Raw genomic sequence first — 24,124 nt, 5'->3', positions numbered from 1 at the left:
GCTTACTTGTTGGCGGCGGCGCCGTCGTCGGTGCGGAACTCGACGTAGGCGCGGTCGCGCACTTCGCGCTGCCAGCTCTCCGCCGCTTCCTCGACCTTGCGCTCGCGGATGGCCTGGCGCGCGGTGTTGCGCTCGCGCTCTTTCGAGACGTCGTCGCTCTTACGCTCCAGCACTTCGATCAGGTGGATGCCGAAGCTGGTTTCCACCGGCTGGCTCACTTCGCCGATCTTCAGGTTGTTCATCGCCGCCTCGAACTCCGGCACGATGTCGCCCGGGTACAGCCAGCCCAGGTCGCCGCCCTTGGAGGCCGAGCCGTCGTTCGACACCAGCCGCGCCAGGTCCTCGAACTTGGCGGCGTTGTTGTCCAGGCGTTCCTTCAGTTCGGCCAGCTTGCGCTTGGCGTCGGCCGCGCTCATGGTCGGCGTCACCTTGATCAGGATGTGGCGGGCGTGGGTCTGCTGCACCGCGGCCACGGCTTGCGCCTCGGCCAGGCTGCGGCGGTCGACCGCCTTCAGGATGTGGAACGCGCCCACGCTCTTGATGATCGGCGTGACCTGGCCAGGCTTGAGCTTGGTCAGCGCCTCGGCGAACACCGGCGGCAGGCGCTCGGGCTGGCGCCAGCCGACCACGCCGCCCTGCAGGGCGTCGCTGGCGTCGGAATAGGTGGCGGCCATCTTGGCGAAGTCGGCGCCGGTGCGCAGCTGGCGCATCACTTCCTCGGCGCGCGCGCGGCGCTGGGCGATCACTTCGGCGGTGGCGTTGTCGGGGATGCGCACCATGATCTGCGAGATGTTGATCTCGAACTGCTCGGCGGCGGCGGCCTTCTCGGCGGCCAGGAAGCTGTCCACCTCGGCGTCCGAGATCTGCACCTTGGCGTCGACCTCGTGCTCGCGCAGGCGCTGCATGATGATTTCTTCGCGGATGTCCTCGCGGAAGGCGGCGTATGGCGTGCCGTCCTTTTCCATCTGGTTGCGCAAGTCCTGCACGCTGAGCTTTTGCGCTTCGGCGATGCGGCCGATGGCGCGGTCGAGCTGCTGGTCGTCGACCCGCACGCCCATCTCCTTGGCCATCTGCAGCTGGGCGCGCTCGACGATCATGCGCTCGAGCAGCTGGCGGCGCAGGTCGGCCGCGTCCGGCATCTGCACGTTCTGCGCCTTCATGCGGGCGGTGACGCTCTTGATGCGGTTGCTCAGCTCGCGCTGGGTGATGACGTCGTCGTTGACCACCACCACGATCGAGTCGATCGCCACATTGCCCGACTCGCCGGGCGGCAGGAAGCCCTTGCCGTCGGCCGCCTTGGCGCTGGCGGCCGCGGCCGGCGTGGTGTTCAGCGCCGGCGCGGCGGCCGGGGCGCTCGCCACCGGGGCGGCGGCCGGGGCCGGCTTCTTCGAGAACAGGCTGCAACCGCCCAGGGCGGCCGTGCACAACAGGACTGCGAGGATTTTCATTTCGAACTTCATCTTAAGAACGCTCATGAGTCAGGTGTAAAAGTATCAAAAAGCGTCCGTTGCCTGGTAGTGCGGCGGCGGACGCCGGGGTGGCTTGCTTTAGCGGCCGTAGCCTTCGTTCAAACGCTGATAACCGGGTATGCTGTTCTTCATCGCCTCCAGCGGGCTGCCCACGCCCAGGTGCGACAGGCCGTTCAACTCCAGCTGGAAGAAGATCGGCGTCGACGCCTTGGTCGAGGTGGTCACGAAGCGCTGCGCGCCCATGCGGAACACCCAGCAGTCGCCGTTGTATTCCAGCCCGACCAGGCTCTCCAGGATCTTCTTGTCCTGCATCGAGTAGCTGACCCGGCCGACGCCGTACCAGCGCTGGAAGATCGGCCACTGGCTCGACAGCTCGATGTTCTTGAAGCTGCCGCGCAGGTAGCGGTAGCCGGCGTTGAGCACCTTCTTCTGCCCCGGCGACCACTGCACGGTATAACTGCCCGACACCACCCGGCTCTCGCTGGGGCTGTACTGCACGGCGCTGTCGAAGCCCCAGGTTTCCGAGATGCGGCCGGTGGCGGCCAGCAGCATGTCCGAGCGCGAGTCGACCACCGGCGTGGTCGAGGCCAGCTGCACGCGCTGGTCGCGGAAGTAGAAGCGCTGGCCGAACGCCAGCCGCAGCGTCTCGGCGCCGGCCGAGTCGAGGAAGCGCGACACCAGCGCCGCCGTCAGCTGGTTGGCGTCGCCGATGCGGTCCGAGCCGACGAAGCGGTTTTCGCTGAAGATCTGGCTGAAGTTGAAGGTCGCGGCGTCGGTGTCGAAGGTCGGGAACTTGCTCTGGTCGCGGTACGGCGTGTTGACGTAGAACAGGCGCGGCTCCAGCGTCTGCGTCATGTCGCGCTGGCCGAGCTTGATGTCGCGCTCGAACACCAGGCCGGAGTCCAGCGAGAACGTCGGCACCACGCGCGACAGGTTTTCCGAGCCCTGGGTGCCGAACGAGTCCAGCTGGTAGCTGGCCAGGTTGAGCATGACCTTGGGCGTGATGAAGTAGCTGGGGCCGACGATCGGGTAGCTGACCTGCGGGATCGCCACCAGCCGCGTGCCGTTGATCAGGGTCGGGTGGTAGAAGCGGGTCAGCTCGCTGTCGACGGCCCAGTCGAAGCCGCCGGCCACGTCGTACTGGGCGGCGTGGAAGTTGATCGCCGGCAGCCGGTCGTACGGGCGCGACACGAACAGCGAGGGGTCGATCGTCGATTCCGGGTCTTGCAGCACCTGGTATTTCTGCACCCGCGCGGTCAGGGTCCAGAAGTCGCCGTGGTAGTCGGTGCGCAGCTCGCGCAGCAGCTGGCGCTCGGTCGAGCTCGACACGGTCTTGGAGAAATCGTTCGGATAGTTGTTGTCCGAGGCGGCGCGGATGCTCCAGCCGTAGGTCCAGTCCTTCGACAAGTCCTGCGCGTGGGTGGTCTTGATCGACCAACGGTCGGTCGAGCCGCCCGGCGTGGACGGCACGTACTGCTTGTCGTGCGGCAGGTATTCCACATAGGTTTCGCCCTGATACAGGCCGCCGTCGGTCTCGCCCAGGTAGCGCGCGTTGGCGCCCAGCTGGAAGCCGCGCCGCGGGATGATCTTCGGGTACACCGTCAAATCGCGGTTGGGCGCGATGTTGAAATAATACGGCACGGTCAGCTCGGCCGCGCCCTTGGAGCCGAAGCCCGGCATCGGCGACAGCCAGCCCGAGCGGCGCGCGCCCGACAGCGAGAACGACATCGCCGGCGTGCCCAGGATAGGCACGTCCTTGAAATACACGATGGTCTTGCCGGCGGTGCCGACGTCGCGGCCCGAGTCCAGGTTCAGCGTGTTCGAGCGCAGATACCAGTCCGGGGTCGGCCCCTGGCAGGTGCTGTAGGTGCCGTTGATCACCACCGCCTCGTCTTCATTGATGAAGTTGATGCGCTCGGCCTTGCCCTGGGCGTGGTTGGCCTCCAGCTGGTAGGTCGGGTTGAGCATATAGCCCTTGCCGCTGTCCATGTTCAGCTTGAGCTCGTCGCCGGTGAAATAGTCGCCGAAGCGCCAGATCTTGACATGGCCCTCGGCCTCGACCTCGTCCTCGACCTGGCGGTAGCAGGCGGTATCGGCCTTGACGCGGGTCTTGTCCTTGACCAGCTCGGCGTCCCGGCGCAGCGTGATTTCGCGCTCGGGGCGGCCGCTGATGTCCTCGGCCTGGATGGTGGTGACCGCGTTCTTGTCCTCCACGCGCGGCGCGCGCGCCTTCGGCGGCACGCCCTGGGCGTAGCTGGGCACTGCCGTGGCGGTGACGAGGGCAGTCAGGGCGTACGCCCAGCGTTGCGAGGAGGTGGGGGGGGCCGGTAGCCAGCGCATGCGACTCATGAAAAGAAGGGAGGAAACACCATAGCAGGCGATTTTTTGATTTGAATCCCTTATTATATGGGAATCTTCACCCAACACCGGTTTCCAGGGCTCGCTTAATGTCTTTATTACAGAATTTAACTTCCGATACATCTTCCGGCAATGCGCCAGACCTCCGTCTGGAACAGCTGACCGCCTGGCTGGCCACCTTGAACGTGGTCGACGTCGCCAGCGCGCGCCCGGCCTCGGCCGACGCCAGCTTCCGCCGCTATTTCCGCGTCGATGTATTGCCCGATCAACAAGCCGCGTTGGGCGCCACCCTGGTCGTCATGGACGCGCCGCCCGAGCGCGAAAACGTGCTGGCCTTTGTCAAGCTTGACGAAATGCTCACCCATGCCGGCGTCAGCGTGCCGCGCATCGTCGCCACCGACTACGAACGCGGCTTCCTCTTGATGTCCGACCTGGGCGTGACCACCTACCTGCAGGTGCTGGACCACGACAACGCCTCGACCATGTACGCCGAGGCGCTGGAGGCGCTGGTCAAGTTCCAGCTGACCAGCCAGCCCGGCGTGCTGCCCGAATACGACCGCGCCTTCATGCTGCGCGAAATGAACCTGTTCCCCGAGTGGTACATCGGCCAGCACCTGAAGGCCACCCTGACCGACAAGCAGGCCGCCGAGCTGCAAGCGGTGTTCGACGCCATCCTGGCCAACGTCACCGCCCAGCAGCAGGTGTATGTGCACCGCGACTTCCACTCGCGCAACCTGATGTGGATGGACGCCGGCAATCCGGGCGTGCTGGACTTCCAGGACGCGCTGTACGGCCCGATGACCTACGACCTGGCCTCGCTGCTGCGCGACGCCTACGTGCAGTGGGACGAGGAACTGGTGCTGGACTGGGCGATCCGCTACTGGCAGCACGCCAAGTCGCTCGGCCTGCCGGTCAGCCAGGACATCGACGCCTTCTACCAGGACTTCGAATACGCCGGCCTGCAGCGCCACCTGAAGATCCTCGGCCTGTTCTGCCGCCTGAACTACCGCGACGGCAAGGCCCAGTACCTGAACGACCTGCCGACCGTGATGGACTACGTGCGCAAGACCGCCAGCCGCTACAAGGACCTGCGGCCGCTGGTGCGCCTGCTCGACCAGCTGGAAGACAAGCAGCCGCAAGTCGGCTACACCTTCTGAGGCGGCGCGCATGAAAGCCATGATCTTCGCCGCCGGACGCGGCGAGCGGATGCGCCCACTGACCGACACCACGCCCAAGCCGCTGCTCAAAGTGCGCGGCCGGCCGCTGATCGTCTGGCACATCCTCAACCTGGTGCGGGCCGGCATCACCGAGATCGTCATCAACACCGCCCACCTGGGCGAGCAGATCGAGGCGGCGCTGGGCGACGGCAGCCAGTTCGGCGCCAAGCTGGTGTACTCGCACGAAAGCACCGCGCTGGAGACCGCCGGCGGCATCGCCACCGCGCGCCACCTGCTGGGCGAGGAGCCCTTCGTGGCAGTGTCGGGCGACATCTACATGCCCTACTTCGACTTCGAGCAGGTCAAGGACGTGTTGCACGACAAGGACATGTGGGGCAATCCCTACCCGGCCGACCAGCGCGACATCTGCTGGCTGTACCTGGTGCCGAATCCGGACTTCCACCCCGAGGGCGACTTCGGCCTGACGATGTACTCGCTGACCAACGAAGGCTCGCCGAAATGGACCTTCGGCAACGTCGGCGTCTACCGCCCTGAAATGTTCGACGGCATCGCGCCCGGCGAGTACGCCAAGCTGGGACCGCTGATCCGCGCCTACGCCGACAAGCAGCAGGTCGGCGGCGAAGTCTACGAGGGCGAATGGCACAACCTCGGCACCGTGCAGCAGCTCGACCTGCTCAACGCGCCGCTGGCTATGCGCCTGCCGGCCGCCAAGGGCGTGCAGTGATGCACAGCTACGCCGCCCGCCGCGCGCGCCTGCTGGCGCACATGCCGCCCGGCGCGGTGGCGGTGCTGCCGACCGCGCCCGAAGTCACGCGCAACAGCGACAGCGAATACCTGTACCGCCACGACAGCTACTTCTACTACCTGACCGGCTTCGCCGAGCCGGAGAGCGTACTGGTGCTGGTGGCCGCGCGCGGCGATGCGCCGGCGCGCGCCATCCTGTTCTGCCGGCAGAAGAACGTCGAACGCGAAATCTGGGATGGCTTCCGCCACGGCCCGGACGGCGCGCGCGCCGCCTTCGGCTTCGACGCCGCCCATCCCATCGAAGACCTCGACGGCGAAATCAGCAAGCTGCTGGCCGATGCGCCGGCCCTGTACTACGCGCTGGGCAGCGCCCTCGACGCGCAGGTCAAGCTGTGGCTGGCCAACGTGCGGCGCATGGCGCGCACCGGCGTCACCCCGCCGGCCAGCGCGGTCGACCTGCTGCCGCTGCTGGACGAAATGCGCCTGTTCAAGGACGCCGCCGAACAGGCCACCATGCTGCGCGCCGCCACCATCTCCTCGCACGCGCACGCGCGGGCGATGCGCGCGTCGCGGCCCGGCATGTACGAATACGAAATCGAAGCGGAGCTGCTGTACGAGTTCCGCCGCAACGGCGCGCAGGCGCCGGCCTACAACTCCATCGTCGCGGCGGGCGCCAACGCCTGCGTGCTGCACTACAGCGCAAACAACGCGCTAAGCCAAGATGGCGACCTGATACTGATCGACGCCGGCTGCGAGCTCGATGGCTACGCCTCCGACATCACCCGTACCTATCCGGTCAACGGCCGTTTCAGCGCGCCGCAAAAGCGCCTGTATGAACTGGTGCTGGCGGCGCAATCGGCGGCGCTGAAGGCGATCGCGCCCGGCCTGCCGTATTCCGGCGTGCACGAGGCGGCGGTACAGGTGCTGGCGCAGGGCATGCTCGATCTGGGGCTGCTGAACCAGAACGCCCACGGCGGCATCGCCGACATCATCGCCAACAAGAGCTATCTGCAGTTCTACATGCACGGCACCGGCCACTGGCTGGGCATGGACGTGCACGACGTCGGCCAGTACCGCGACACGGCGGCCGAAGGCAAGCCATCGCGCCCGCTGCAGGCGGACATGGTGCTGACGGTGGAGCCGGGCATCTACGTGCGGCCGGCCGAAGGCGTCCCTGAGGAATACTGGAACATCGGCATCCGCATCGAGGACGATGTGCTGGTCACGCAAAGCGGCTACACGATACTGAGCGCCGCTGCGCCGAAGACGGTCGCCGACATCGAACAACTGATGCAACAGCAATGACAGATACAACTTTTGAAGTCGCCATCTGCGGCGCGGGACCGGCCGGCATGGCGCTCGCCGCGCTGCTGGCCAAACGCGGCACGCCCGCGCAACGCATCGCCCTGATCGACGCCAAGACGCTGGAGCAAGCCAGCAAGGACCCGCGCTCGATCGCGCTGTCGTGGGGCAGCCGGCAGATACTCGAAGAAATCGGCGCATGGCCGGTGGCCGCCACCGCGATCCACCAGATCCACGTATCGCGCCGCGGCCAGTTCGGCCGCAGCCTGATCGACCGCGACGAACACAAACTGCCGGCGCTCGGCTACGTCCTGCGCTACGGCGATCTGGTGACGGCGCTGGGCGCGGTCTGCGAGCGTGCAGGCATCGCCACGCTGCGCCCCGCCCGCGTTGAAGCCATCGACGAAGGCGCCGACGCCGTCGCGCTGACCATCGCCGGCGCGGACTCCTCTTCCGCCAGCGCCGCCATCGTCGTGCAGGCCGAAGGCGGCTTGTTCAGCGATCAGGAAAGCAAGGCCCAGCACCGCGACTACCAGCAGACCGCGATCATCGCGCAGGTGCGCAGCAGCCGCCCGATCGCCCACCGCGCCTACGAACGTTTTACCGAACAAGGCCCGCTGGCCCTGCTGCCGCAAGGCGAAGACTATTCACTGGTCTGGTGCGTGCGCCCCGATACGGCGGCGCGCCTGCAGGCGCTGGACGACGCGGCCTTCCTCGCCGAACTGGGCGCCGCGTTTGGAGAGCGCGTTGGCAGCTTCACGCACGCCTCGCCGCGACTGGCCTTCCCTTTGGGCTTGAACGCCGATCCGCGCAGCAGCGCGCGCACGGTCGCCATCGGCAACGCGGCGCAAACACTGCACCCGGTGGCGGGACAAGGCCTGAACCTCGGCCTGCGCGACGTCGCCGTGCTGGCGCGCCTGCTGGCGCAAGGCGCGAATCCGACGATGCTGGCGCAATTCACCGAACTGCGCCGCCAGGACCGCGACACCACCGTGCGCCTGACCGACACCATGGCCCGCATCTTCGCCAACGACTCGCCGGCGCAAGCGCTGCTGGGCCTGTCGCTGGCCGCGATCGACATGGTCGGCCCCGCGCGCGGCGTGCTGGCCGAGCTGATGATGTACGGCCGCCGTTGACCTGAGCGCAGTTGACCTGAGAATACACGCAGGGGGTGTCTTCTCCGCCCCCTTGGAACAAGCACGCTATTTCCGCCCTCTCTTCTCCCTTCGTTTTCTCTATTTTCTTCTCTAATTTTCAGCGGACAAAAATCAGAAAAGAATTAAGAAAAATAGAAGAAAAGAGAGCGCGGAAATAGCGTGGTTTTTCAGAAGGAGCGCGCAGCGACACCCCATACAGGTACGCTGCGCCGATCTACGCTCAAGTCCGCGTGATCGAAGCGCCGCCATCGACCAGCGAAGCGGTGCCGGTGACAAAGGAAGAATCGTCCGAAGCCAGATACAGCACCGAGCGCGCCAGTTCCTCCGGCTGCGCCACGCGTTTGAGCGCATGCAGGTTGGTGACGAAGGCAGCCGATTCCGGCGTGTTATTCATATCGCGATACATCGCCGTATCGACCGCGCCCGGCAGCACCGAGTTCACGCGCACGCCCTGCGGACCATATTCCGAAGCCAGCGCCTGCGTCAAGCCGATCAAGCCCGCTTTGCTGGCCGCATAAGCCGCCACGCCGGGGAAGGCAAAGCTGTAGCCGACGAAGGTCGAAGTGAAGATCACCGAACCGCCGCCATGCTTGATCATTTCAGGAATTTGATGCTTGGCGCCGAGGAAGGCGCTGGTCAGGTTGGCGGCGATGGTCTCGCTCCAACCCTGCTCCGAGACACCGGTGGTGGCGCCCATTTCGCCCAGCGTGCCGGCGTTGTTGTAAGCGATGTCCAGCCGGCCAAACGCTTCAACAGCGGTGGCCACCAGTTGCGCATTGAACGATTCGGAAGTGACATCGCCAGCCAGCGCGATGGCCTGGCCGCCGTCGGCGACGATTTCCGCCACCAGCGACTCCAGCTCGGCCAGACGACGCGCCGCAACGACAACGCGTGCGCCTTCAGCGGCAAACAGTTTGGCGGTAGCGCGGCCGATGCCCGACGATGCGCCAGTAACGATAGCGACTTTGTTTTGTAAGCGGTTCATGGTGAGACTCCTTGAGGTGGGTTGATGTAGCCATCGTATGCTTCATCAACCCCACCATCAATCGGCCAAACACCAATGGACCGTTCACAAATTATGAATCAACCTTACTCCACGGCCTTGACCATGTCCTCGATGACCTTCTTCGCATCGCCGAACACCATCATCGTATTGGCTTGGTAGAACAGCTCATTGTCCAGGCCCGCATAGCCGGAAGCCATCGAACGCTTGTTGACGATGATGCTCTTGGCCTTGTACGCCTCCAGGATCGGCATGCCGGCGATCGGCGATTTCGGATCCTTGGCGGCCGGGTTGACCACGTCGTTGGCGCCCAGGATCAGCACCACGTCGGTCTGGCCGAATTCGCCGTTGATGTCCTCCATCTCGAACACCTGGTCGTACGGCACCTCGGCCTCCGCCAGCAGCACGTTCATGTGGCCCGGCATGCGGCCCGCCACCGGGTGGATCGCATACTTCACGGTCACGCCCTTGTGGGTCAGCTTCTCGACCAGCTCCTTCAGCGAGTGCTGCGCGCGCGCCACGGCCAGGCCGTAGCCCGGCACGATGATCACGCTCTCGGCGTTGGCCATGATGAACGAAGCATCGTCGGCCGAACCGGATTTGACCGGACGCTGTTCCTTCGAACCCGCCGCACCGGCTTCCACCGGCGCGCCGCCGAAGCCGCCCAGGATCACGTTGAAGAACGAACGGTTCATCGCCTTGCACATGATGTAGGACAGGATCGCGCCGGACGAACCGACCAGCGAACCGGCGATGATCAGCATCGAGTTATTCAGCGAGAAGCCGATACCTGCAGCGGCCCAACCCGAATACGAGTTCAGCATCGACACCACCACCGGCATGTCGGCGCCGCCGATCGGGATGATGATCAACACGCCCAGCACGAACGCGATCGCGGTCATGATCAGGAACGGCACCCAGGCCGGCTCGGTACCGCCGGCGAAGCAAAACGCCAGGCCCAGGCCCACCATGACGATGGCCAGGATCAGGTTCAGCATGTGCTGGCCGGCGAAGCTGACCGGCGCGCCCTGGAACAGGCGGAACTTGTATTTGCCCGACAGCTTGCCGAACGCGATCACCGAACCGGAGAACGTAATGGCGCCGACAAACGTTCCGATGAACAGCTCGATGCGGTTACCGAACGGCAGCGCCTCGCCCACGGCGGCGATGCCGAAAGCGTGCGGCTCCGACACCGCGGCCACCGCGATACACACGGCGGCCAAACCGATCAGCGAGTGCATCGCCGCCACCAGTTCCGGCATCTTGGTCATCTCGACCTTCTTGGCCAGCACCGCGCCGATGCCGCCGCCGACGATCACGCCCAGCGCCACCAGGCCCAGGCCCATGCCGCCGGAAGTGCCCGCCGCCGCTGCCGCCGTGGCTTCCGCCTTCAGCTTCAGGATCAGCGCAATGGTGGTCACGGCGGCAATCGCCATGCCCGACATGCCGAACGCATTACCGGTACGCGCCGTGGACGGCGACGACAAACCTTTCAACGCCTGGATAAAGCATACCGATGCGATGAGATACATCATCGTCACCAGGTTCATGGAGATGAAATTCATGCGTGCTCCTCCTTGATGGCCGCCACGACAGGCTTCGCCTTCGGCTCTTTTTTCTTGAACATCTCCAGCATGCGCTGCGTGACCAGGAATCCGCCGAACACATTGACGGCGGCCAGCGCCACCGCCACGGTGCCGGCGACCTGGCCGATCAGGCCCTCGGTCAGCGAGGCCGCCAGCATGGCGCCGACGATGATGATCGCCGAGACGGCGTTGGTGACCGCCATCAGCGGCGTATGCAGCGCCGGCGTAACGGTCCAGACCACGTGGTAGCCGACGTAGATGGCAAGCACGAAGATGATCAGATTGATGATGGTGTGACTGACTTCCATGTTTTTCCCCTTATTTTTCGTTACTTATTTTCGTAACAGCTCGCCGCCCGAGCACAGCAGCGTGGCCTTGATGATTTCGTCTTCGCGGTCGATCACCAGCTTGTCTTCCTTGTCGATGATCAGCTTGAGGAAGTCCAGCACGTTGCGCGCGTACAGCGCCGACGCGTCGGCCGCCACCAAGGTCGCCAGATCCGGCTCGCCGACGATGTGCACGCCGTGCTTGACCACGGTTTTATTCAGCTCCGACAGCGGGCAGTTGCCGCCCTGCGACACGGCCAGGTCGACGATCACCGAACCCGGTTTCATCGCCTTCACCGTCTCTTCGGAGATCAGCACCGGCGCCGCGCGGCCCGGGATCAGCGCGGTGGTGATGATGATGTCGGCCAGCTTGGCGCGTTCATGCACCAGCTCCGCCTGACGACGCATCCAGTCGGCCGGCATCGAGCGCGCATAGCCGCCCACGCCCTTGGCGATTTCCCTCTCCTCGTCGGTCAGGAACGGCACGTCGATGAACTTGGCGCCCAGCGACTCCACCTGCTCCTTGACGGGAGGCCGCACGTCGGACGCCTCGATCACCGCGCCCAGCCGCTTGGCGGTGGCGATCGCCTGCAGACCGGCCACGCCCACGCCCATGATCAACACCCGCGCCGCCTTGACGGTGCCGGCCGCGGTCATCAGCATCGGCATGAAGCGCTGATACGTGTTGGCCGCCACCATCACCGCCTTGTAGCCGGCGATGTTGGCCTGCGACGACAGCACGTCCATCGACTGCGCGCGCGTGATGCGCGGCACCGCCTCCAGTGCGAACGCCTGCAGGCCGGCCGTCGCCATCGCCGCGTTGTTGTCGGCGTCGAAAGGATTCAACATGCCGATCACCACCGTGCCGGCGGCGATCAGCCCCCGCTCCTCCGCATTCGGGGCACGCACCTTTAAAACCACGTCCGCAGCAAAGGCTTCCGCCGCGCTGCCGATCTGCGCACCGGCGGCCGCGTAGGCCTCGTCGGTGACCGATGCCGATACGCCGGCGCCGGACTGCACGATCACTTGATGCTTGGCTGCGAGCTTCTTGACTGTCTCAGGCGTTGCCGCAACCCGGGTTTCTCCCGGCCGCGTCTCGGCCGGTATGCCTACTCTCATGGTGCCTCCAAAGGATTAATAAACTGACTAGAATCTAACACGGATTGCCGGGACAGCATTGCCCCTCGATGGCCCCAGCATACTTAATAACTAATGATCAATAAATAGCGGTTTTATCACATCATTTATTACTATTTATCATGAATTGCCGCCAAAACACTGAATCTTGCGCAAAGCAGCCAGTCAAACACGGATTAACACAACAAACCTTGCGATTTTTCAATACGAACCCATCTTTACGCGACGGCGGGCTCAAACCAAATGCCAGGAACAGGATAAAATGTCGGCTCTTTCAAGGATGACTCATGCCGCGTATCTGGAAACCCTCTGTTACTGTTGCCGCCATCGTCGAAAAAGATGGCAAATTCTTGCTGATCGAAGAAGAGACCAGCGACGGCATCCGCATTAACCAGCCGGCCGGTCACCTCGACCCGCACGAATCGCTGGAGCAGGCCGTGATCCGCGAAACGCTGGAGGAAACCGCCTACGACTTCACGCCGACCGCGCTGGTGGGCATGTACATGTCGCGCTACACCTCCAACCGCACCGGCGAGGAAGTGACGTATCTGCGCTTCACCTTCTGCGGCGTGCCGGGCGCCAAACATGACCGTCCGCTGGACGAAGGCATCCTGCGCACCATGTGGCTGACGCGCGACGAACTGGCCGCCTGCGCCGACCGTCACCGCAGCCCGACGGTGCTGCAATGCGTGGACGAATACCTGGCCGGGCGCCGCGCCCCGCTGGAACTGATACAAACCCACACCTCGGTGTACAAGGAAGCGGTGAGCACCGCGAATGGATAAGGCAGGAAAGTAAGATGAGCAAGAAAAAAGTCGTGATCGGGATGTCGGGCGGGGTCGATTCCTCGGTCGCGGCGTGGATGCTCAAGGAACAAGGCTACGACGTGGTCGGCCTGTTCATGAAGAACTGGGAAGACGACGACGATTCCGAATACTGCTCGACGCGCCAGGACTGGATCGACGCCGCCAGCGTGGCCGACGTCATCGGCGTCGACATCGAGGCGGTCAACTTCGCCTCCGAATACAAGGACCGCGTGTTCGCCGACTTCCTGCGCGAATACCAGGCCGGCCGCACGCCCAACCCGGACGTGCTGTGCAACGCCGAAATCAAGTTCAAGGCCTTCCTCGACCACGCCATGCACCTGGGCGCCGACCTGATCGCCACCGGCCACTACGCGCGCGTGCGCCAGAACGGCGACCGCCACGAGCTGCTCAAGGCCGTCGACCACACCAAGGACCAGAGCTACTTCCTGCACCGCCTGAACCAGGCGCAGTTGTCCAAGACCCTGTTCCCGCTGGGCGAAATCCCGAAAACCGAAGTGCGCAAGATCGCCGAGAAACTGGCGCTGCCCAACGCCGCCAAGAAGGATTCGACCGGCATCTGCTTCATCGGCGAGCGGCCGTTCCGCGAATTCCTCAACCGCTACCTGTCGTACAAGCCGGGCCCGATGAAGACGCCGGACGGCAAGGTGGTGGGCGAGCACGTGGGCCTGAGCTTCTACACGCTGGGCCAGCGCAAGGGCATCGGCGTCGGCGGCATGAAGGCGTACAAGAACCCGGACGGCAGCAGCGACGCCTGGTACGTGGCGCGCAAGGACGTGGCCGAGAACACGCTGTACATCGTCCAGGGCCACGACCATCCATGGCTGCTGTCGTCGAGCCTGAGCGCCGACCAGGCCAGCTGGGTCGCCGGCGAGGCGCCGACGGCGCGCGCGATGTCCGCCAAGACCCGCTACCGCCAGGCCGACGTGGCGTGCGAGATCGCCCCGCAAGGCGATTCCGATTTCGCGTTGAAATTCATGGACGCCCAATGGGCGGTGACGCCGGGCCAGTCGGCCGTGCTGTACGACGGCGACGTCTGCCTCGGCGGCGGCATCATCGCCGGCTCGACCTTCGCAGCCTGATTACTCGGCGGCGGCTTCCCCGCCGCCGTCCAGCCCTTCCTGACCTTCCGGCGCGCCGGCATCCTTGGCCAGCGCCGCGCGCTGGCGCTTGACCATGGCGATCACGGTATTGCGGATGGTATTGAGCACGGTGTCGGCCTTGAACGGCTTGACGATGAAGCCGTTCACGCCCATCGCGTGCGCGGCCTGGATGGTGGCGGCGTCGAATTCGCTCGAGACCATGAAGATCAGCGTCTTCGGCCAGCCGGTCTTGATCTCGCGCACCACCTCTTCGCCGTTCTCGATCTGCTCGCGGGCGATGCAGACGATATGGGGATTGTGCTTGATCAGCAGCGCCAGGCCGCTGGCGCAGGTATGGGTCTGGCCCACCACGTCATAGCCGCCATCGAGCAGGACCGTGTTGAGCAGGCCGCGCGCGACGGCGCTGGTGTCGATAATGACCGCTTTTAACATCTTGCAAACCTTGTCTTAGTGGGCGTGCGCTCAGGTCTTATCCCAGGCCAGCATATTCCAGGTCACGCCGACCCGCACGTCCGTTTTTAATTGCACCAATTGTCTCGAAAGATACAGCATTTCGCGTTCTTTTCGTAGAGTTTCGCCCAGCGTATCCTTCAGAATGCCGGCCCCGGCCATGATCCCGTCCAGAGTGCCGTATGTACGCAACAGTCGGGCCGCCTTCTTGACGCCGACCTTGGACACGCCGGGGATGGAATCGGTGGCGTCGCCCATCAGCGCCAGCAGGTCCGGCAGCTGCTCCGGCGGCACGCCCCATTTCCGCTCGACCCAGGCGTGGTCGTGCCATTCACCCTTGAAGTGGTCCCACACGCGGGCGCCCTGGGCGATCAGGCCGTGCAAGTCCTTGTCGGTGCTGGCCACGGTGGCCTCGCCGCGGTCGTCGGCCAGCCAACGCAGCACCACGGTGCCGATCACGTCGTCGGCCTCCACCTCAGGCAGCGACACCACGTGCAGGCCGACGCCGCGCAGCTTGTCGTAAAAGCCGGGCAGCGCCTCGCGCAGCGCCGACGGCATCGGCGCGCGGGCCTCGCGGTAGCCGTCGTACAGCTCGTGGCGCCAGGTGCGGCCGCCGAAGTCGAAGGCCGGCAGCACGTGGGTCGGCTCGTGCTCGTGCAGCAGTTTGCGGAACGAGGACAGCGCGTGGCGCAGCGCGATCTCGGCCTTTTCAGGACTATCGGGTTCGGGGCTGGCTTCGTAGACGCGGCGCACAATATTGAGGCCGTCGATGGCAAGGAGTCTACCCATGTTCAACATCTTCCGGGCTTGTTCAATCCATCATTTTACCCGACCGCGCCGCCGCACCGAGCCTTACTTCAGCAGCTCGTACGGGCCGCCGCGCTCCAGCGCGCGCTGGAAGGCCGGTCGGCTGTGGATACGTTTGAGGAAGGCCATCAGGTTGGGACGGCGCTCGTCCAGCCCGCCGCGCGCGGCGGCCGCCTCCAGCGGAAAACTCATCTGGATATCGGCCGCGCTGAACTCGGCGCCGGCGAACCACGGCGTCTTGCTCAGCTCAGCCTCCAGGTAGTCCAGGTGCGCCTCGATCTGCGGCTGGATATAGCCCGCCTTGACCTTTTGCGCGATGCCGCGCGCGATCGGCTTGACGAAGAACGGCGCCGGGCTGGTCTCGACCCGGTCGAAGATCAGCTTCATCAGCAACGGCGCCATCGCCGAGCCTTCGGCGTAGTGCAGGAAGTAGGTCCAGCGGCGGCGCTCGGCCGTGCCGGCCGGCGGCGCCAGCCTGCCCTGGCCGTAGGTCTCGACCAGGTACTCGACGATCGCCCCCGACTCCGCCACCACGACGTCGCCGTCGCTGATCACCGGCGACTTGCCCAGCGGGTGGATCGCCCGCAGCTCCGGCGGCGCCAGCATGGTCTTCTTGTCGCGCTGGTAGCGCACGATCTCGTACTCCAGCCCCAGCTCCTCGAGCAGCCAGAGCACGCGCTGCGAGCGCGAATTGTTCAGATGGTGGACGACGATCATGGTGGGCTTCCCAAAAAAAGAACGGCCGTGCGCCGCAATCCCGCTAGCTTAGCATTGTTGGCCGGCTTGCGCCCTCACCCCGCCAGAGACTGATGGATTCCCATAAGAAACAGCAGTACACTGCCCCCATCAGCCGCCCACCGGAGCCCCCATGAAACTGTTTTCCCCGCGCTACCTCGTCTTCAACGCCGCCATCGTCACCTTGGCCGCCTCGCTGGCCCTGGGCGCGCCGTGGTGGATCCCGCTGCTGGCCGCCGCGCTGGTGGTGGTCGGCGTCACCGACCTGCTGCAAACCAAGCGCGCGTTGCGCCGCAACTACCCGATCCTGGCGCACTTCCGCTTCTTCTTCGAATCGATACGCCCCGAGATCCGCCAGTACTTCCTGGAAGACGACACCGTGGCCGAACCGTTCTCGCGCAACCAGCGCAGCATCGTCTACCAGCGCGCCAAGATGGACACCGACAAACGCCCCTTCGGCACCCAGCTCGACGTCTACGCCCCCGGCTACGAATGGATCAACCACTCGATCAGCCCCGCGCCCGAGCAGCACCACGACTTCCGCATCGAAATCGGCAACCATCCGGACTGCCCGCGCGCCCAGCCCTACTCGGCCAGCGTGTTCAACATCTCGGCGATGAGCTTTGGCGCGCTGTCGGCCAACGCCATCCTGGCGCTGAACGGCGGCGCCAAGGCCGGCGGCTTCATGCACGACACCGGCGAAGGCAGCATCAGCCCCTACCACCGCCAGAACGGCGGCGACCTGGTGTGGGAGATCGGCTCCGGCTACTTCGGCTGCCGCAACGCCGACGGCACGTTCTCGGAAGCGAACTTCGTCGCCAACGCCACCACGCCGCAGGTCAAGATGATCGAGCTGAAGATGTCGCAGGGCGCCAAGCCGGGCCACGGCGGCGTGCTGCCCGGCGCCAAGGTCACCATTGAAATCGCCACCACCCGCGGCGTGCCCATGGGCCAGGACTGCATCTCGCCGTCCAGGCACTCGGCCTTCGGCACGCCGCTGGAGATGCTGGCCTTCATCGACCGCCTGCGCACCCTGTCCGGCGGCAAGCCGACCGGCTTCAAGCTGGCCATCGGCCACCCGTGGGAATTCTTCGGCATCGTCAAGGCCATGCTGGCCACCGGCATCACGCCCGACTTCATCGTGGTCGACGGCGGCGAGGGCGGCACCGGCGCCGCGCCGGTCGAGTTCACCGACCACGTCGGCACGCCGCTGCAGGAAGCGCTGCTGCTGGTGCACAACACGCTGGTGGGCGCCAACCTGCGCGACAAGATCAAGATCGGCGCCTCGGGCAAGATCATCACCGCCTTCGACATCGCCCGCATCCTGGCGCTGGGCGCGGACTGGTGCAACTCGGCGCGCGGCTTCATGTTCGCGCTGGGCTGCATCCAGTCGCAGAGCTGCCACACCGACCGCTGCCCGACCGGCGTCGCCACCCAGGACCAAAACCGCCAGCGCGCGCTGGTGGTGCCGGACAAGACCCGGCGCGTGGCCAACTTCCATGAGAACACTTTGAAGGCGCTGGCCCAGCTGATCGCCGCCGCCGGCCTGACGCACCCGTCGCAACTGAAGGCGCACCACCTGGTGCGGCGCATCTCGACCAACCAGGTCAAGCTGGCGTCGGCGCTGCTGCCCTACCTGGAGCCGGGCGAGCTGCTCGACCCCAGCCAGCTGTCGCGCCTGCCGCCGGTGTTCGGCCTGTACTGGCCGATGGCGCAGGCCGAATCGTTCAACCCACTGTGATGAGCAATATGTCCCGCTACACCGTCATCCACGCCACGCCGTCCGTCGCCACCTACCAGGCCTTGCGCATCGGCGCCGGCCTGAGTCCCAAGTCCAGCGAAGCGGCCACGCGCGGCCTGCCGGCCACTTTATTCGCCGTACAGGTGCTGTGCGACGGCGAGCCGGTCGGCATGGGCCGCGTGATCGGCGATGGCGGCTGTTTTTATCAGGTAGTGGATATCGGCGTGCTGAAAGCGCACCAGGGGCAGGGACTGGGCAAGGCCATCGTGAAAGAGATCAAGGCCTACCTAGACCGCGAGGTACCGCCGGGCGGCTACGTCAGCCTGATCGCCGACGGCAAGGCCAACGAGCTGTATGCGCAATACGGTTTCGCCCCGACCGCGCCGGCCTCGATAGGCATGGCCTACGTGGCCTGATCAGCGCTGCACTGGCGGCAGGCGGAATCGTTCAATCCGCTTTACTAATCGGGATAGGGCAGATAGCCACGGCGGATCGCCCACTCCCGCAATACAGCGTTTATACCCAGCTCCCACCCCTCGCCGGTGCGCTTGAAGACGTCAATCAGATCCACGTCATAGTCGATGCTGATCTTCACTTTAGGCGCATCCGCAGGCGGCAACAGCCGCAAGCGCCACGGACGAAATTGCGCCAGCTGTTCTTCTGTCATCGGCAGGGCGTCGGGGTCGGATAAGGCGGCGGTGGTAATTGCAGCATCCTCCTCCGGCGTCGAAAGAATAATTTTACTTTTGTCCAACATACAGTATCTCCTCGCCGCTGTTCGCCTTGCGCAAACTAATAATTCGACGCTCGCGGCCGCGATCAACGAAGGTCACGTGAAATAAACGATAACCGATCAACCCTATCGCGCACTCCCTGACTTCCGAGTAATGATAGCGCTGATCTATCCAGATCACCGCGTTATCCCAGTCAAACGCCGACGCCGCAGACAGCGATATGCCGTGCTTGCGCTGGTTGAGCTTGTCTTTCTTGGGATCGAAGGTGATCACCATGCTTCATCTTATCCGCAAAGATTGAGAAATCAATCGCTATGCGGACAAGATTAAACAGGCTGTGGCCGGCACGTTTGCGCCGGCGCAGAGGAGCGGGAATCAGCGCTGCACGTGCAGCATGATGACGCGCTTGAGCGGTGCGGAGGTGGGTGCGTCGGGCGATGGCGACGGCGTGGTTTCGCAGGAACCGCAGCTGGAGCAGCCGTCGCCGCAGCTCGATTTCGTGTTAAACAGTTTAGCCAGTTTATTCTGGTCGAAGCCGCGCCGCGCCAGCACATAGACGATCTGCCTGCGCAAGGCCGCCGGCAAATACTTGGTGCAGAAATGCGCCAACGCCGCCACCACGATCAACGCCACGATCACTTGCTGCCACATGCTCAGCCTCCGATGAAGAACAGGGAAATACGGTAAGTCAGGAACGACGCCGTGTACGCCAGCGCGAACATATAGCCGGCCATCATCAGCGGATAGCGGATGCTGTTGGTCTCGCGCCGCACCACGCTCAGCGTCGACATGCACTGCGGCGCAAACACGTACCACGCCAGCAGCGACAAGGCGGTCGGCAGGGTCCACGAGCTGGCGATGATAGGCGTCAGCGACTGCGCCAGTTCCTCGCCGCTCTGCGACAACGCATACACCGTGCCCAGCGCCCCCACCGCCACCTCGCGCGCGGCCAGGCCGGGCACCAGCGCGATGCAGATCTGCCAGTTGAAGCCGATCGGCGCGAACACATATTCCAGCCCGCGTCCCAGGATGCCGGCCATGCTGTAATAGATGGCCGGATGCGTCGCCCCCTCAGGCGCGCCGGGGAAGGAGCTCAGGAACCACAGCAGCACCATCAAGGTCAGGATGATGGTACCCACGCGCGACAGGAAGATCTTGCAGCGCTCCCACAGGCCCAGCGCCAGGTTCTGCAAATGCGGCCAGTGATACGCCGGCAGCTCCAGCATCAACGGATGCTTGTGGTTAGAACCCATCGAGCGCTTCATGACGTAAGCCACCGCCATCGCCGAAGCGATGCCCGCGAAGTACAGCACAAACAGCACTAGCCCCTGAAGACTCATGAAGCCATACACCTCGCGCTCCGGAATGAAGGCCGCGATGATCAGCGCATACACCGGCAGCCGCGCCGAACACGTCATCAGCGGCGCGATCATGATCGTCACCAGCCGGTCGCGCGGGTTCTGGATGGTGCGCGCCGCCATCACGCCCGGAATCGCGCACGCAAAGCTGGACAGCAGCGGAATGAAGGCGCGCCCCGACAAGCCGACGCCGCCCATCAGGCGGTCCAGCAGGAAGGCCGCGCGCGGCAGGTAGCCGCAGTCCTCCAGGATCAGGATGAAGAAGAACAGAATCAGGATCTGCGGCAGGAACACCAGCACGCTGCCGGCCCCGCCCAGGATGCCCTCGACCAGCAGGCTGCGCAGCAAACCATCGGCCATCGCCCCCTTCAGCATGGTGCCCACGCTGTCGACGCCACCCTTGATCATATCCATCGGCACATTGGCCCAGCTGAATACCGCCTGGAACACCAGGAACATCAGCACCGCCAGGATCACCGGGCCGAGCACCGGATGCAGCACCACGTTGTCGATCTTCTCGGTCAGGTTGCCGGTGTCGTGGGCGTCGCTGCTGACCAGCGCCAGAATGCGGCGCACCTCGCGCTGCGTCTCCTCCACGCCGACCGCGTCGATCGCCGACAGCGGCTGCGGCTTGACCGCCTGCAGCGGCAGCATCGCGTCCAGCGCGCGCAGCAGCGACTTCTCGCCGCCGGCCTGCACCGCCACGGTTTCCACCACCGGCATGCCCAGCTCCTGCGCCAGGCGCTCGGCGTCGATGACGATGCCGCGCTTCTTGGCCACGTCGACCATGTTCAGCGCCAAAATCATCGGCAGGCCGAGTCGTTTAATCTCCAGCACCAGGCGCAGGTTCAGGCGCAGGTTGGTGGCGTTGACCACGCACACCACCACGTCCGGCGACTGCTCGCCCGCGCGCAGGCCGGCCACCACGTCGCGCGTGATCGCCTCGTCCGGCGTATGGGCCGACAAACTATAAGCACCCGGCAAGTCCAGCACGCGGAAGCCGTTGCCGCCCGGGGACTGGAACGAGCCTTCCTTGCGCTCGATGGTCACGCCGGCGTAGTTCGCTACCTTCTGGCGCGCGCCGGTCAGGCGGTTGAACAATGCGGTCTTGCCGCAATTTGGATTGCCCAGCAACGCCACCATCGGCGTCGTCGTGAGTATAGGCGCTACCGGCGCCGCGATATCTGCTGCACCCATGGTTTATTCCGGTTGTATCGAGATCAGCGCCGCTTCGAAGCGGCGCAGTGCGAACGTCGAGTTGCCGACCTTGATCGCCAGCGGCTCGCCACCCGGCATGCCGCGCTTGAGCATGCGGATTTTTTCGCCCGGCACGAAGCCCAGCTCCATCAGCCGGCGCGCCAGCGTGGCGCCATCATGGGCGTCGTGGGCGTCGTCGCCGGGGGCGATGTGCACCACGGTGGCGCTGGCGCCAACCGTCAGGGCATCAAGAGTGATCAGGGGAGCTGCGTGCGTCATAGCGAAGTCCGTTCAAATCGCCGCCCGGCCAGTGCCGCTGCGGCTTGCCGGCGAACTGCAAGATCGCGTTCTTGCCGGAAATAAGATACTAGCATTATAAACGGTAATGCGAATTACTTCTATTTGCGCTTGCATCTCGCTCAAAGTTGAGGCAGTATACGATTAATGATAATGATTCGCATTAATTGACCAACAGGCAATCATGTCAGTTCATTCTTTTTGTAATGCCTAGCAAGGGGTATCGATGATTGTATGTGTCTGCAACAACATATCTGATCGTGAAATCCGTCAAGCCGTGGAATTGGGATTGACGTCGATGGAAGAATTGCGCCGCGACTTGGGCGTGGCGACGTGCTGCGGCCAGTGCTTTTCCTGCGCCGAAGAAATCCTGAGCGAGCACTTGGCCGCCACCGCCGAGATCCAGGAAACCGTACTGAAGCGCCCAGTCTTCAGCAATTAAGCTCAGCTATTAAGATCGCTCCGATGAACACCATGACCTATGGCCGCACGGCGAACACGCCGGCGGACGACGCCGGCCTGGCCGCGCAGCTGAAAACGCAATGGCAGACCCGCGGCCGCAAGTTCGCGCCGCTGGCCGCCATCGTCATGGTGCATGTCTTCGGGTTTTATATGTTCCAGTCGGGCATGTTGAGCCACGTCCCGCAGGCGATCCTGCCGCAGGTAGTCAACGTCGCCTTCATCGCCGCGCCGGAACCGCTCAAGCCGGCCCCGCCGCCGCTCAAGACCGTGCCGGTCGTGCATCAGGCTCCAGCCTTCATTCCGCCGATCCCGCTGGTGAACGTGGTCCAGACCGAGCCGACCATCACCGTCGCGCCGCCGCAGCCGCGCACCAGCGAACCGGTCGCCGTCGCCGCGCCGCCCGCGCCACCGGCGCCGGCCCATGTGGCCACGCCGGCCGCGCCGAAAACCGTGTCCGGCGTCGAATACATCCGCGCGCCGCAGGCGGTCTATCCGAACATCTCGCGCCGCATGGGCGAGAGCGGCACCGTCATCCTGCGCGTGCTGATCGGCGAAAAAGGCCAGGCCGAACAAGTGTTCATCCACAAATCGTCCGGCTCCAGCAACCTCGACGAAGCCGGCCGCCAGGCCGTGCTGCGCGCCCTGTACAAGCCCAACATGGAAGACGGTAAGCCGGTTCCCGTGTACGCGCTGGTGCCGGTCAACTTCCAGCTGGGCTGATCGCTCAGACGTCCAGCCTGCCCTCGACCGTGTCGTCGAGGGGTTTGCCGATCACGGCGCCGATCAGCATCCTGACGCTGGCCACCGCCCTGCCGTGCCTGGTGTCCCAATAGTAGCCATAGGTCGGCGCGAACTTGATCAGCGTGATGCGCGGATCGTCCTCGCCGCCGGCGAACCAGGTCTTCATCGTAAAACTCCACAACTCCTTCAGCTTGACCGGGTCGCGCAGCACCGTGGCGATGCCCTCCAGGTGCATGAACTCCGCCCGCCCCGACGCCTGGAAATACAGCGTGGCCGACGGCTCGGCCGCCAGCTCCAGGTTCTTCAGGCTGTCGCTGGCGCTGACGAACCACAGATTGCCCAGCGCATCGACCTGCAAGGCCGTCATCGGCCGCGCGTCGCCCGGGCCACCGGCCGCGTCGCTGGTGCAAAAGAAGCAGCCCGGCGTGCTGTCGACAAAGTCGCGGATTTTCTTGACGGCGTCCTCGCCGATCAAATCCTGGTGATGATTCTCATTGCTCGAGTCCATGGCGGCGCACTCCGGTAGGGGAAAGAATCGATACTACCCCTGGCGGTTTCAGCCCTCTGTGGCTTGCCTCACACATCGGCCCACATGCGCAGCAGGTTGTGATAGTGGCCGGTCAGGTCCACCGTGATCTCGTTGTCCCCATGCGCGGCGCGCAGCTTCTGGATGTTCTGGTCTAGCTCGAACAGCATGCCGCGTTTGGCGTCGTCGCGCACCATGCTCTGCACCCACAGGAACGAGCTGACCCGCTCGCCGCGCGTGACCGGCGCCACCTGGTGCACGCTGCTCGATGGATAAACGATCAAGTCCCCCGCCGCCAGCTTGACCTCGTGCGTGCCGTAGGCATCGCTGACGATCAACTCGCCGCCGTCATACTCCTCCGGCTCGCTGAGGAACAGGGTCGACGACACGTCGGCCCGCATCGCGTTGGCCGTACCGGCCCGCATGCGGATGGCGCCATCGACATGCAAACCGTAATGCTCGCCGCTGGCGTAGCTGTTGAAGTAAGGCGGCAGTATGCGCAGCGGCAGCACCGCCGCGAAGAACAGCGGATGGCCGGCCAGCGCCTGCGTGATGAAGGCGCCCAGCTCCTGCGCCAGCGGCGACAGCTCCGGCAGCTGGCGGTTGCGCTTGACCTGCGCGCTCTGCGCCCCGGCGGTGCCGCGGCCGTCGACCCAGTCGGCCTGCGCCAACCGTTGGCGGAACTCCTGCACCTGCGCCTTGGTCAGCACGGCGGGGATATGCAGCATCATGGGACATCCTTTCGTAACGGCGATATGGGAATGTTAATTGTTTTCATTTGCGCCAACAATCTCACTCCGGGGATATTGCTACACTTTCGCACAGCTTACTGTGGGAAGCGTCCGGTTCGTGGCAAAATGTCAGTATTCCATCACCACTTAAGAAAGCC

Annotated in this window: 26 protein-coding genes; 10 read left to right on the top strand and 16 right to left on the bottom strand. The window is 64.7% G+C overall.

What is annotated here, in order from left to right; genetic code table 11:
- Positions 1-2 precede the first annotated feature (2 nt).
- Complete coding sequence (locus D0T21_RS17065) at positions 3-1,448, bottom strand: peptidylprolyl isomerase (RefSeq protein WP_229211526.1); 1,446 nt, start codon at positions 1,446-1,448, stop codon at positions 3-5.
- A 99-nt stretch (positions 1,449-1,547) separates the two neighbouring features.
- Positions 1,548-3,809: an LPS-assembly protein LptD gene (locus D0T21_RS17060; RefSeq protein WP_116991983.1), complete on the bottom strand. Its 2,262-nt coding sequence runs from the start codon at positions 3,807-3,809 to the stop codon at positions 1,548-1,550.
- A 107-nt stretch (positions 3,810-3,916) separates the two neighbouring features.
- On the opposite strand from D0T21_RS17060, the gene D0T21_RS17055 reads away from it, so the two are divergent.
- From D0T21_RS17055 to D0T21_RS17040, 4 genes are read left to right on the top strand one after another with little or no spacing between them, the layout of a single operon-like run.
- Positions 3,917-4,984, top strand: coding sequence for an aminoglycoside phosphotransferase family protein (locus tag D0T21_RS17055; RefSeq protein ID WP_116991982.1), 1,068 nt, complete (start codon positions 3,917-3,919; stop codon positions 4,982-4,984).
- Positions 4,985-4,994: 10 nt separating this feature from the next.
- On the top strand, positions 4,995-5,729 hold the full coding sequence (gene murU / locus D0T21_RS17050) for an N-acetylmuramate alpha-1-phosphate uridylyltransferase MurU (protein ID WP_116991981.1): 735 nt from the start codon (positions 4,995-4,997) through the stop codon (positions 5,727-5,729).
- Positions 5,729-7,054, top strand: a complete 1,326-nt coding sequence (locus D0T21_RS17045; RefSeq protein ID WP_116991980.1) for an aminopeptidase P N-terminal domain-containing protein — start codon at positions 5,729-5,731, stop codon at positions 7,052-7,054. The genes murU and D0T21_RS17045 overlap by 1 nt, the downstream gene beginning before the upstream one ends.
- A complete protein-coding gene (locus D0T21_RS17040; protein ID WP_116991979.1) occupies positions 7,051-8,187 on the top strand; it encodes a UbiH/UbiF/VisC/COQ6 family ubiquinone biosynthesis hydroxylase in 1,137 nt (378 codons plus the stop codon). The genes D0T21_RS17045 and D0T21_RS17040 overlap by 4 nt, the downstream gene beginning before the upstream one ends.
- A gap of 241 nt (positions 8,188-8,428) precedes the next feature.
- Here the strand turns inward: D0T21_RS17040 and D0T21_RS17035 are convergent, their stop codons facing one another.
- The 4 genes from D0T21_RS17035 to D0T21_RS17020 form a co-directional block, all read right to left on the bottom strand.
- A complete protein-coding gene (locus tag D0T21_RS17035) occupies positions 8,429-9,193 on the bottom strand; it encodes an SDR family oxidoreductase (RefSeq protein WP_116994441.1) in 765 nt (254 codons plus the stop codon).
- Between the two features lie 104 nt (positions 9,194-9,297).
- On the bottom strand, positions 9,298-10,776 hold the full coding sequence (locus tag D0T21_RS17030; RefSeq protein WP_116991977.1) for an NAD(P)(+) transhydrogenase (Re/Si-specific) subunit beta: 1,479 nt from the start codon (positions 10,774-10,776) through the stop codon (positions 9,298-9,300).
- Positions 10,773-11,105 carry an NAD(P) transhydrogenase subunit alpha gene (locus tag D0T21_RS17025; RefSeq protein WP_116991976.1) on the bottom strand — a complete coding sequence of 111 codons (333 nt, stop codon included), beginning with the start codon at positions 11,103-11,105 and terminating at the stop codon, positions 10,773-10,775. Before D0T21_RS17025 ends, D0T21_RS17030 begins: the two co-directional genes overlap by 4 nt.
- A 24-nt stretch (positions 11,106-11,129) precedes the next feature.
- Positions 11,130-12,242, bottom strand: coding sequence for a Re/Si-specific NAD(P)(+) transhydrogenase subunit alpha (locus D0T21_RS17020; protein WP_116991975.1), 1,113 nt, complete (start codon positions 12,240-12,242; stop codon positions 11,130-11,132).
- A 305-nt stretch (positions 12,243-12,547) separates the two neighbouring features.
- On the opposite strand from D0T21_RS17020, the gene D0T21_RS32495 reads away from it, so the two are divergent.
- Both D0T21_RS32495 and mnmA read left to right on the top strand, forming a co-directional pair.
- Positions 12,548-13,045: an NUDIX hydrolase gene (locus D0T21_RS32495; protein WP_116991974.1), complete on the top strand. Its 498-nt coding sequence runs from the start codon at positions 12,548-12,550 to the stop codon at positions 13,043-13,045.
- Positions 13,046-13,059: 14 nt separating this feature from the next.
- A complete protein-coding gene (mnmA, locus tag D0T21_RS17010) occupies positions 13,060-14,166 on the top strand; it encodes a tRNA 2-thiouridine(34) synthase MnmA (RefSeq protein WP_229211525.1) in 1,107 nt (368 codons plus the stop codon).
- Here mnmA and D0T21_RS17005 read toward each other — a convergent pair whose 3' ends face one another.
- The 3 genes from D0T21_RS17005 to D0T21_RS16995 all read right to left on the bottom strand — a co-directional run bounded on the left by D0T21_RS17005 (position 14,167) and on the right by D0T21_RS16995 (position 16,161).
- Entirely contained in the window at positions 14,167-14,619 is a 453-nt protein-coding gene (locus D0T21_RS17005; protein ID WP_116991972.1) for a response regulator, read from the bottom strand. It lies immediately after the preceding gene.
- A 30-nt stretch (positions 14,620-14,649) separates the two neighbouring features.
- Positions 14,650-15,426, bottom strand: coding sequence for a 5'-3' exonuclease H3TH domain-containing protein (locus tag D0T21_RS17000; RefSeq protein WP_116992201.1), 777 nt, complete (start codon positions 15,424-15,426; stop codon positions 14,650-14,652).
- 63 nt (positions 15,427-15,489) lie between these two features.
- The gene (locus D0T21_RS16995; protein WP_116991971.1) at positions 15,490-16,161 is read right to left on the bottom strand and encodes a glutathione S-transferase; all 672 of its coding nucleotides are present in this window, start codon (positions 16,159-16,161) and stop codon (positions 15,490-15,492) included.
- A gap of 151 nt (positions 16,162-16,312) precedes the next feature.
- On the opposite strand from D0T21_RS16995, the gene D0T21_RS16990 reads away from it, so the two are divergent.
- Both D0T21_RS16990 and D0T21_RS16985 read left to right on the top strand, forming a co-directional pair.
- Positions 16,313-17,920 carry an FMN-binding glutamate synthase family protein gene (locus D0T21_RS16990; protein WP_116991970.1) on the top strand — a complete coding sequence of 536 codons (1,608 nt, stop codon included), beginning with the start codon at positions 16,313-16,315 and terminating at the stop codon, positions 17,918-17,920.
- Positions 17,921-17,928: 8 nt separating this feature from the next.
- Positions 17,929-18,336 carry a GNAT family N-acetyltransferase gene (locus D0T21_RS16985; protein WP_116992200.1) on the top strand — a complete coding sequence of 136 codons (408 nt, stop codon included), beginning with the start codon at positions 17,929-17,931 and terminating at the stop codon, positions 18,334-18,336.
- Positions 18,337-18,380: 44 nt separating this feature from the next.
- Here D0T21_RS16985 and D0T21_RS16980 read toward each other — a convergent pair whose 3' ends face one another.
- From D0T21_RS16980 to D0T21_RS16960, 5 genes are all read right to left on the bottom strand, one after another.
- Complete coding sequence (locus D0T21_RS16980; RefSeq protein ID WP_116991969.1) at positions 18,381-18,677, bottom strand: BrnA antitoxin family protein; 297 nt, start codon at positions 18,675-18,677, stop codon at positions 18,381-18,383.
- Positions 18,661-18,930: a BrnT family toxin gene (locus tag D0T21_RS16975; protein WP_116991968.1), complete on the bottom strand. Its 270-nt coding sequence runs from the start codon at positions 18,928-18,930 to the stop codon at positions 18,661-18,663. Before D0T21_RS16975 ends, D0T21_RS16980 begins: the two co-directional genes overlap by 17 nt.
- Before the next feature lie 99 nt (positions 18,931-19,029).
- Positions 19,030-19,305, bottom strand: coding sequence for a DUF6587 family protein (locus D0T21_RS16970; RefSeq protein WP_116991967.1), 276 nt, complete (start codon positions 19,303-19,305; stop codon positions 19,030-19,032).
- A gap of 2 nt (positions 19,306-19,307) precedes the next feature.
- A complete protein-coding gene (locus D0T21_RS16965) occupies positions 19,308-21,209 on the bottom strand; it encodes a ferrous iron transporter B (protein ID WP_116991966.1) in 1,902 nt (633 codons plus the stop codon).
- Positions 21,210-21,212: 3 nt separating this feature from the next.
- Positions 21,213-21,488 carry a FeoA family protein gene (locus D0T21_RS16960; protein ID WP_116991965.1) on the bottom strand — a complete coding sequence of 92 codons (276 nt, stop codon included), beginning with the start codon at positions 21,486-21,488 and terminating at the stop codon, positions 21,213-21,215.
- Between the two features lie 244 nt (positions 21,489-21,732).
- Here D0T21_RS16960 and D0T21_RS16955 point away from each other — a divergent pair, with 244 nt between their 5' ends.
- The gene (locus tag D0T21_RS16955) at positions 21,733-21,948 is read left to right on the top strand and encodes a bacterioferritin-associated ferredoxin (protein WP_116991964.1); all 216 of its coding nucleotides are present in this window, start codon (positions 21,733-21,735) and stop codon (positions 21,946-21,948) included.
- Positions 21,949-21,971: 23 nt separating this feature from the next.
- On the top strand, positions 21,972-22,688 hold the full coding sequence (locus tag D0T21_RS16950) for an energy transducer TonB (RefSeq protein ID WP_116991963.1): 717 nt from the start codon (positions 21,972-21,974) through the stop codon (positions 22,686-22,688).
- A 4-nt stretch (positions 22,689-22,692) separates the two neighbouring features.
- Here the strand turns inward: D0T21_RS16950 and D0T21_RS16945 are convergent, their stop codons facing one another.
- Complete coding sequence (locus D0T21_RS16945; protein ID WP_116991962.1) at positions 22,693-23,217, bottom strand: pyridoxamine 5'-phosphate oxidase family protein; 525 nt, start codon at positions 23,215-23,217, stop codon at positions 22,693-22,695.
- 68 nt (positions 23,218-23,285) lie between these two features.
- Entirely contained in the window at positions 23,286-23,966 is a 681-nt protein-coding gene (locus tag D0T21_RS16940; protein WP_116991961.1) for a Fe2+-dependent dioxygenase, read from the bottom strand.
- Positions 23,967-24,124: the final 158 nt, after the last annotated feature.

It is taken from the genome of Duganella sp. BJB476 (genome assembly GCF_003416895.1).
In the GTDB taxonomy this organism is placed as follows: domain Bacteria; phylum Pseudomonadota; class Gammaproteobacteria; order Burkholderiales; family Burkholderiaceae_D; genus Rugamonas.
This window is presented reverse-complemented; position numbering and strand designations above follow the sequence as displayed.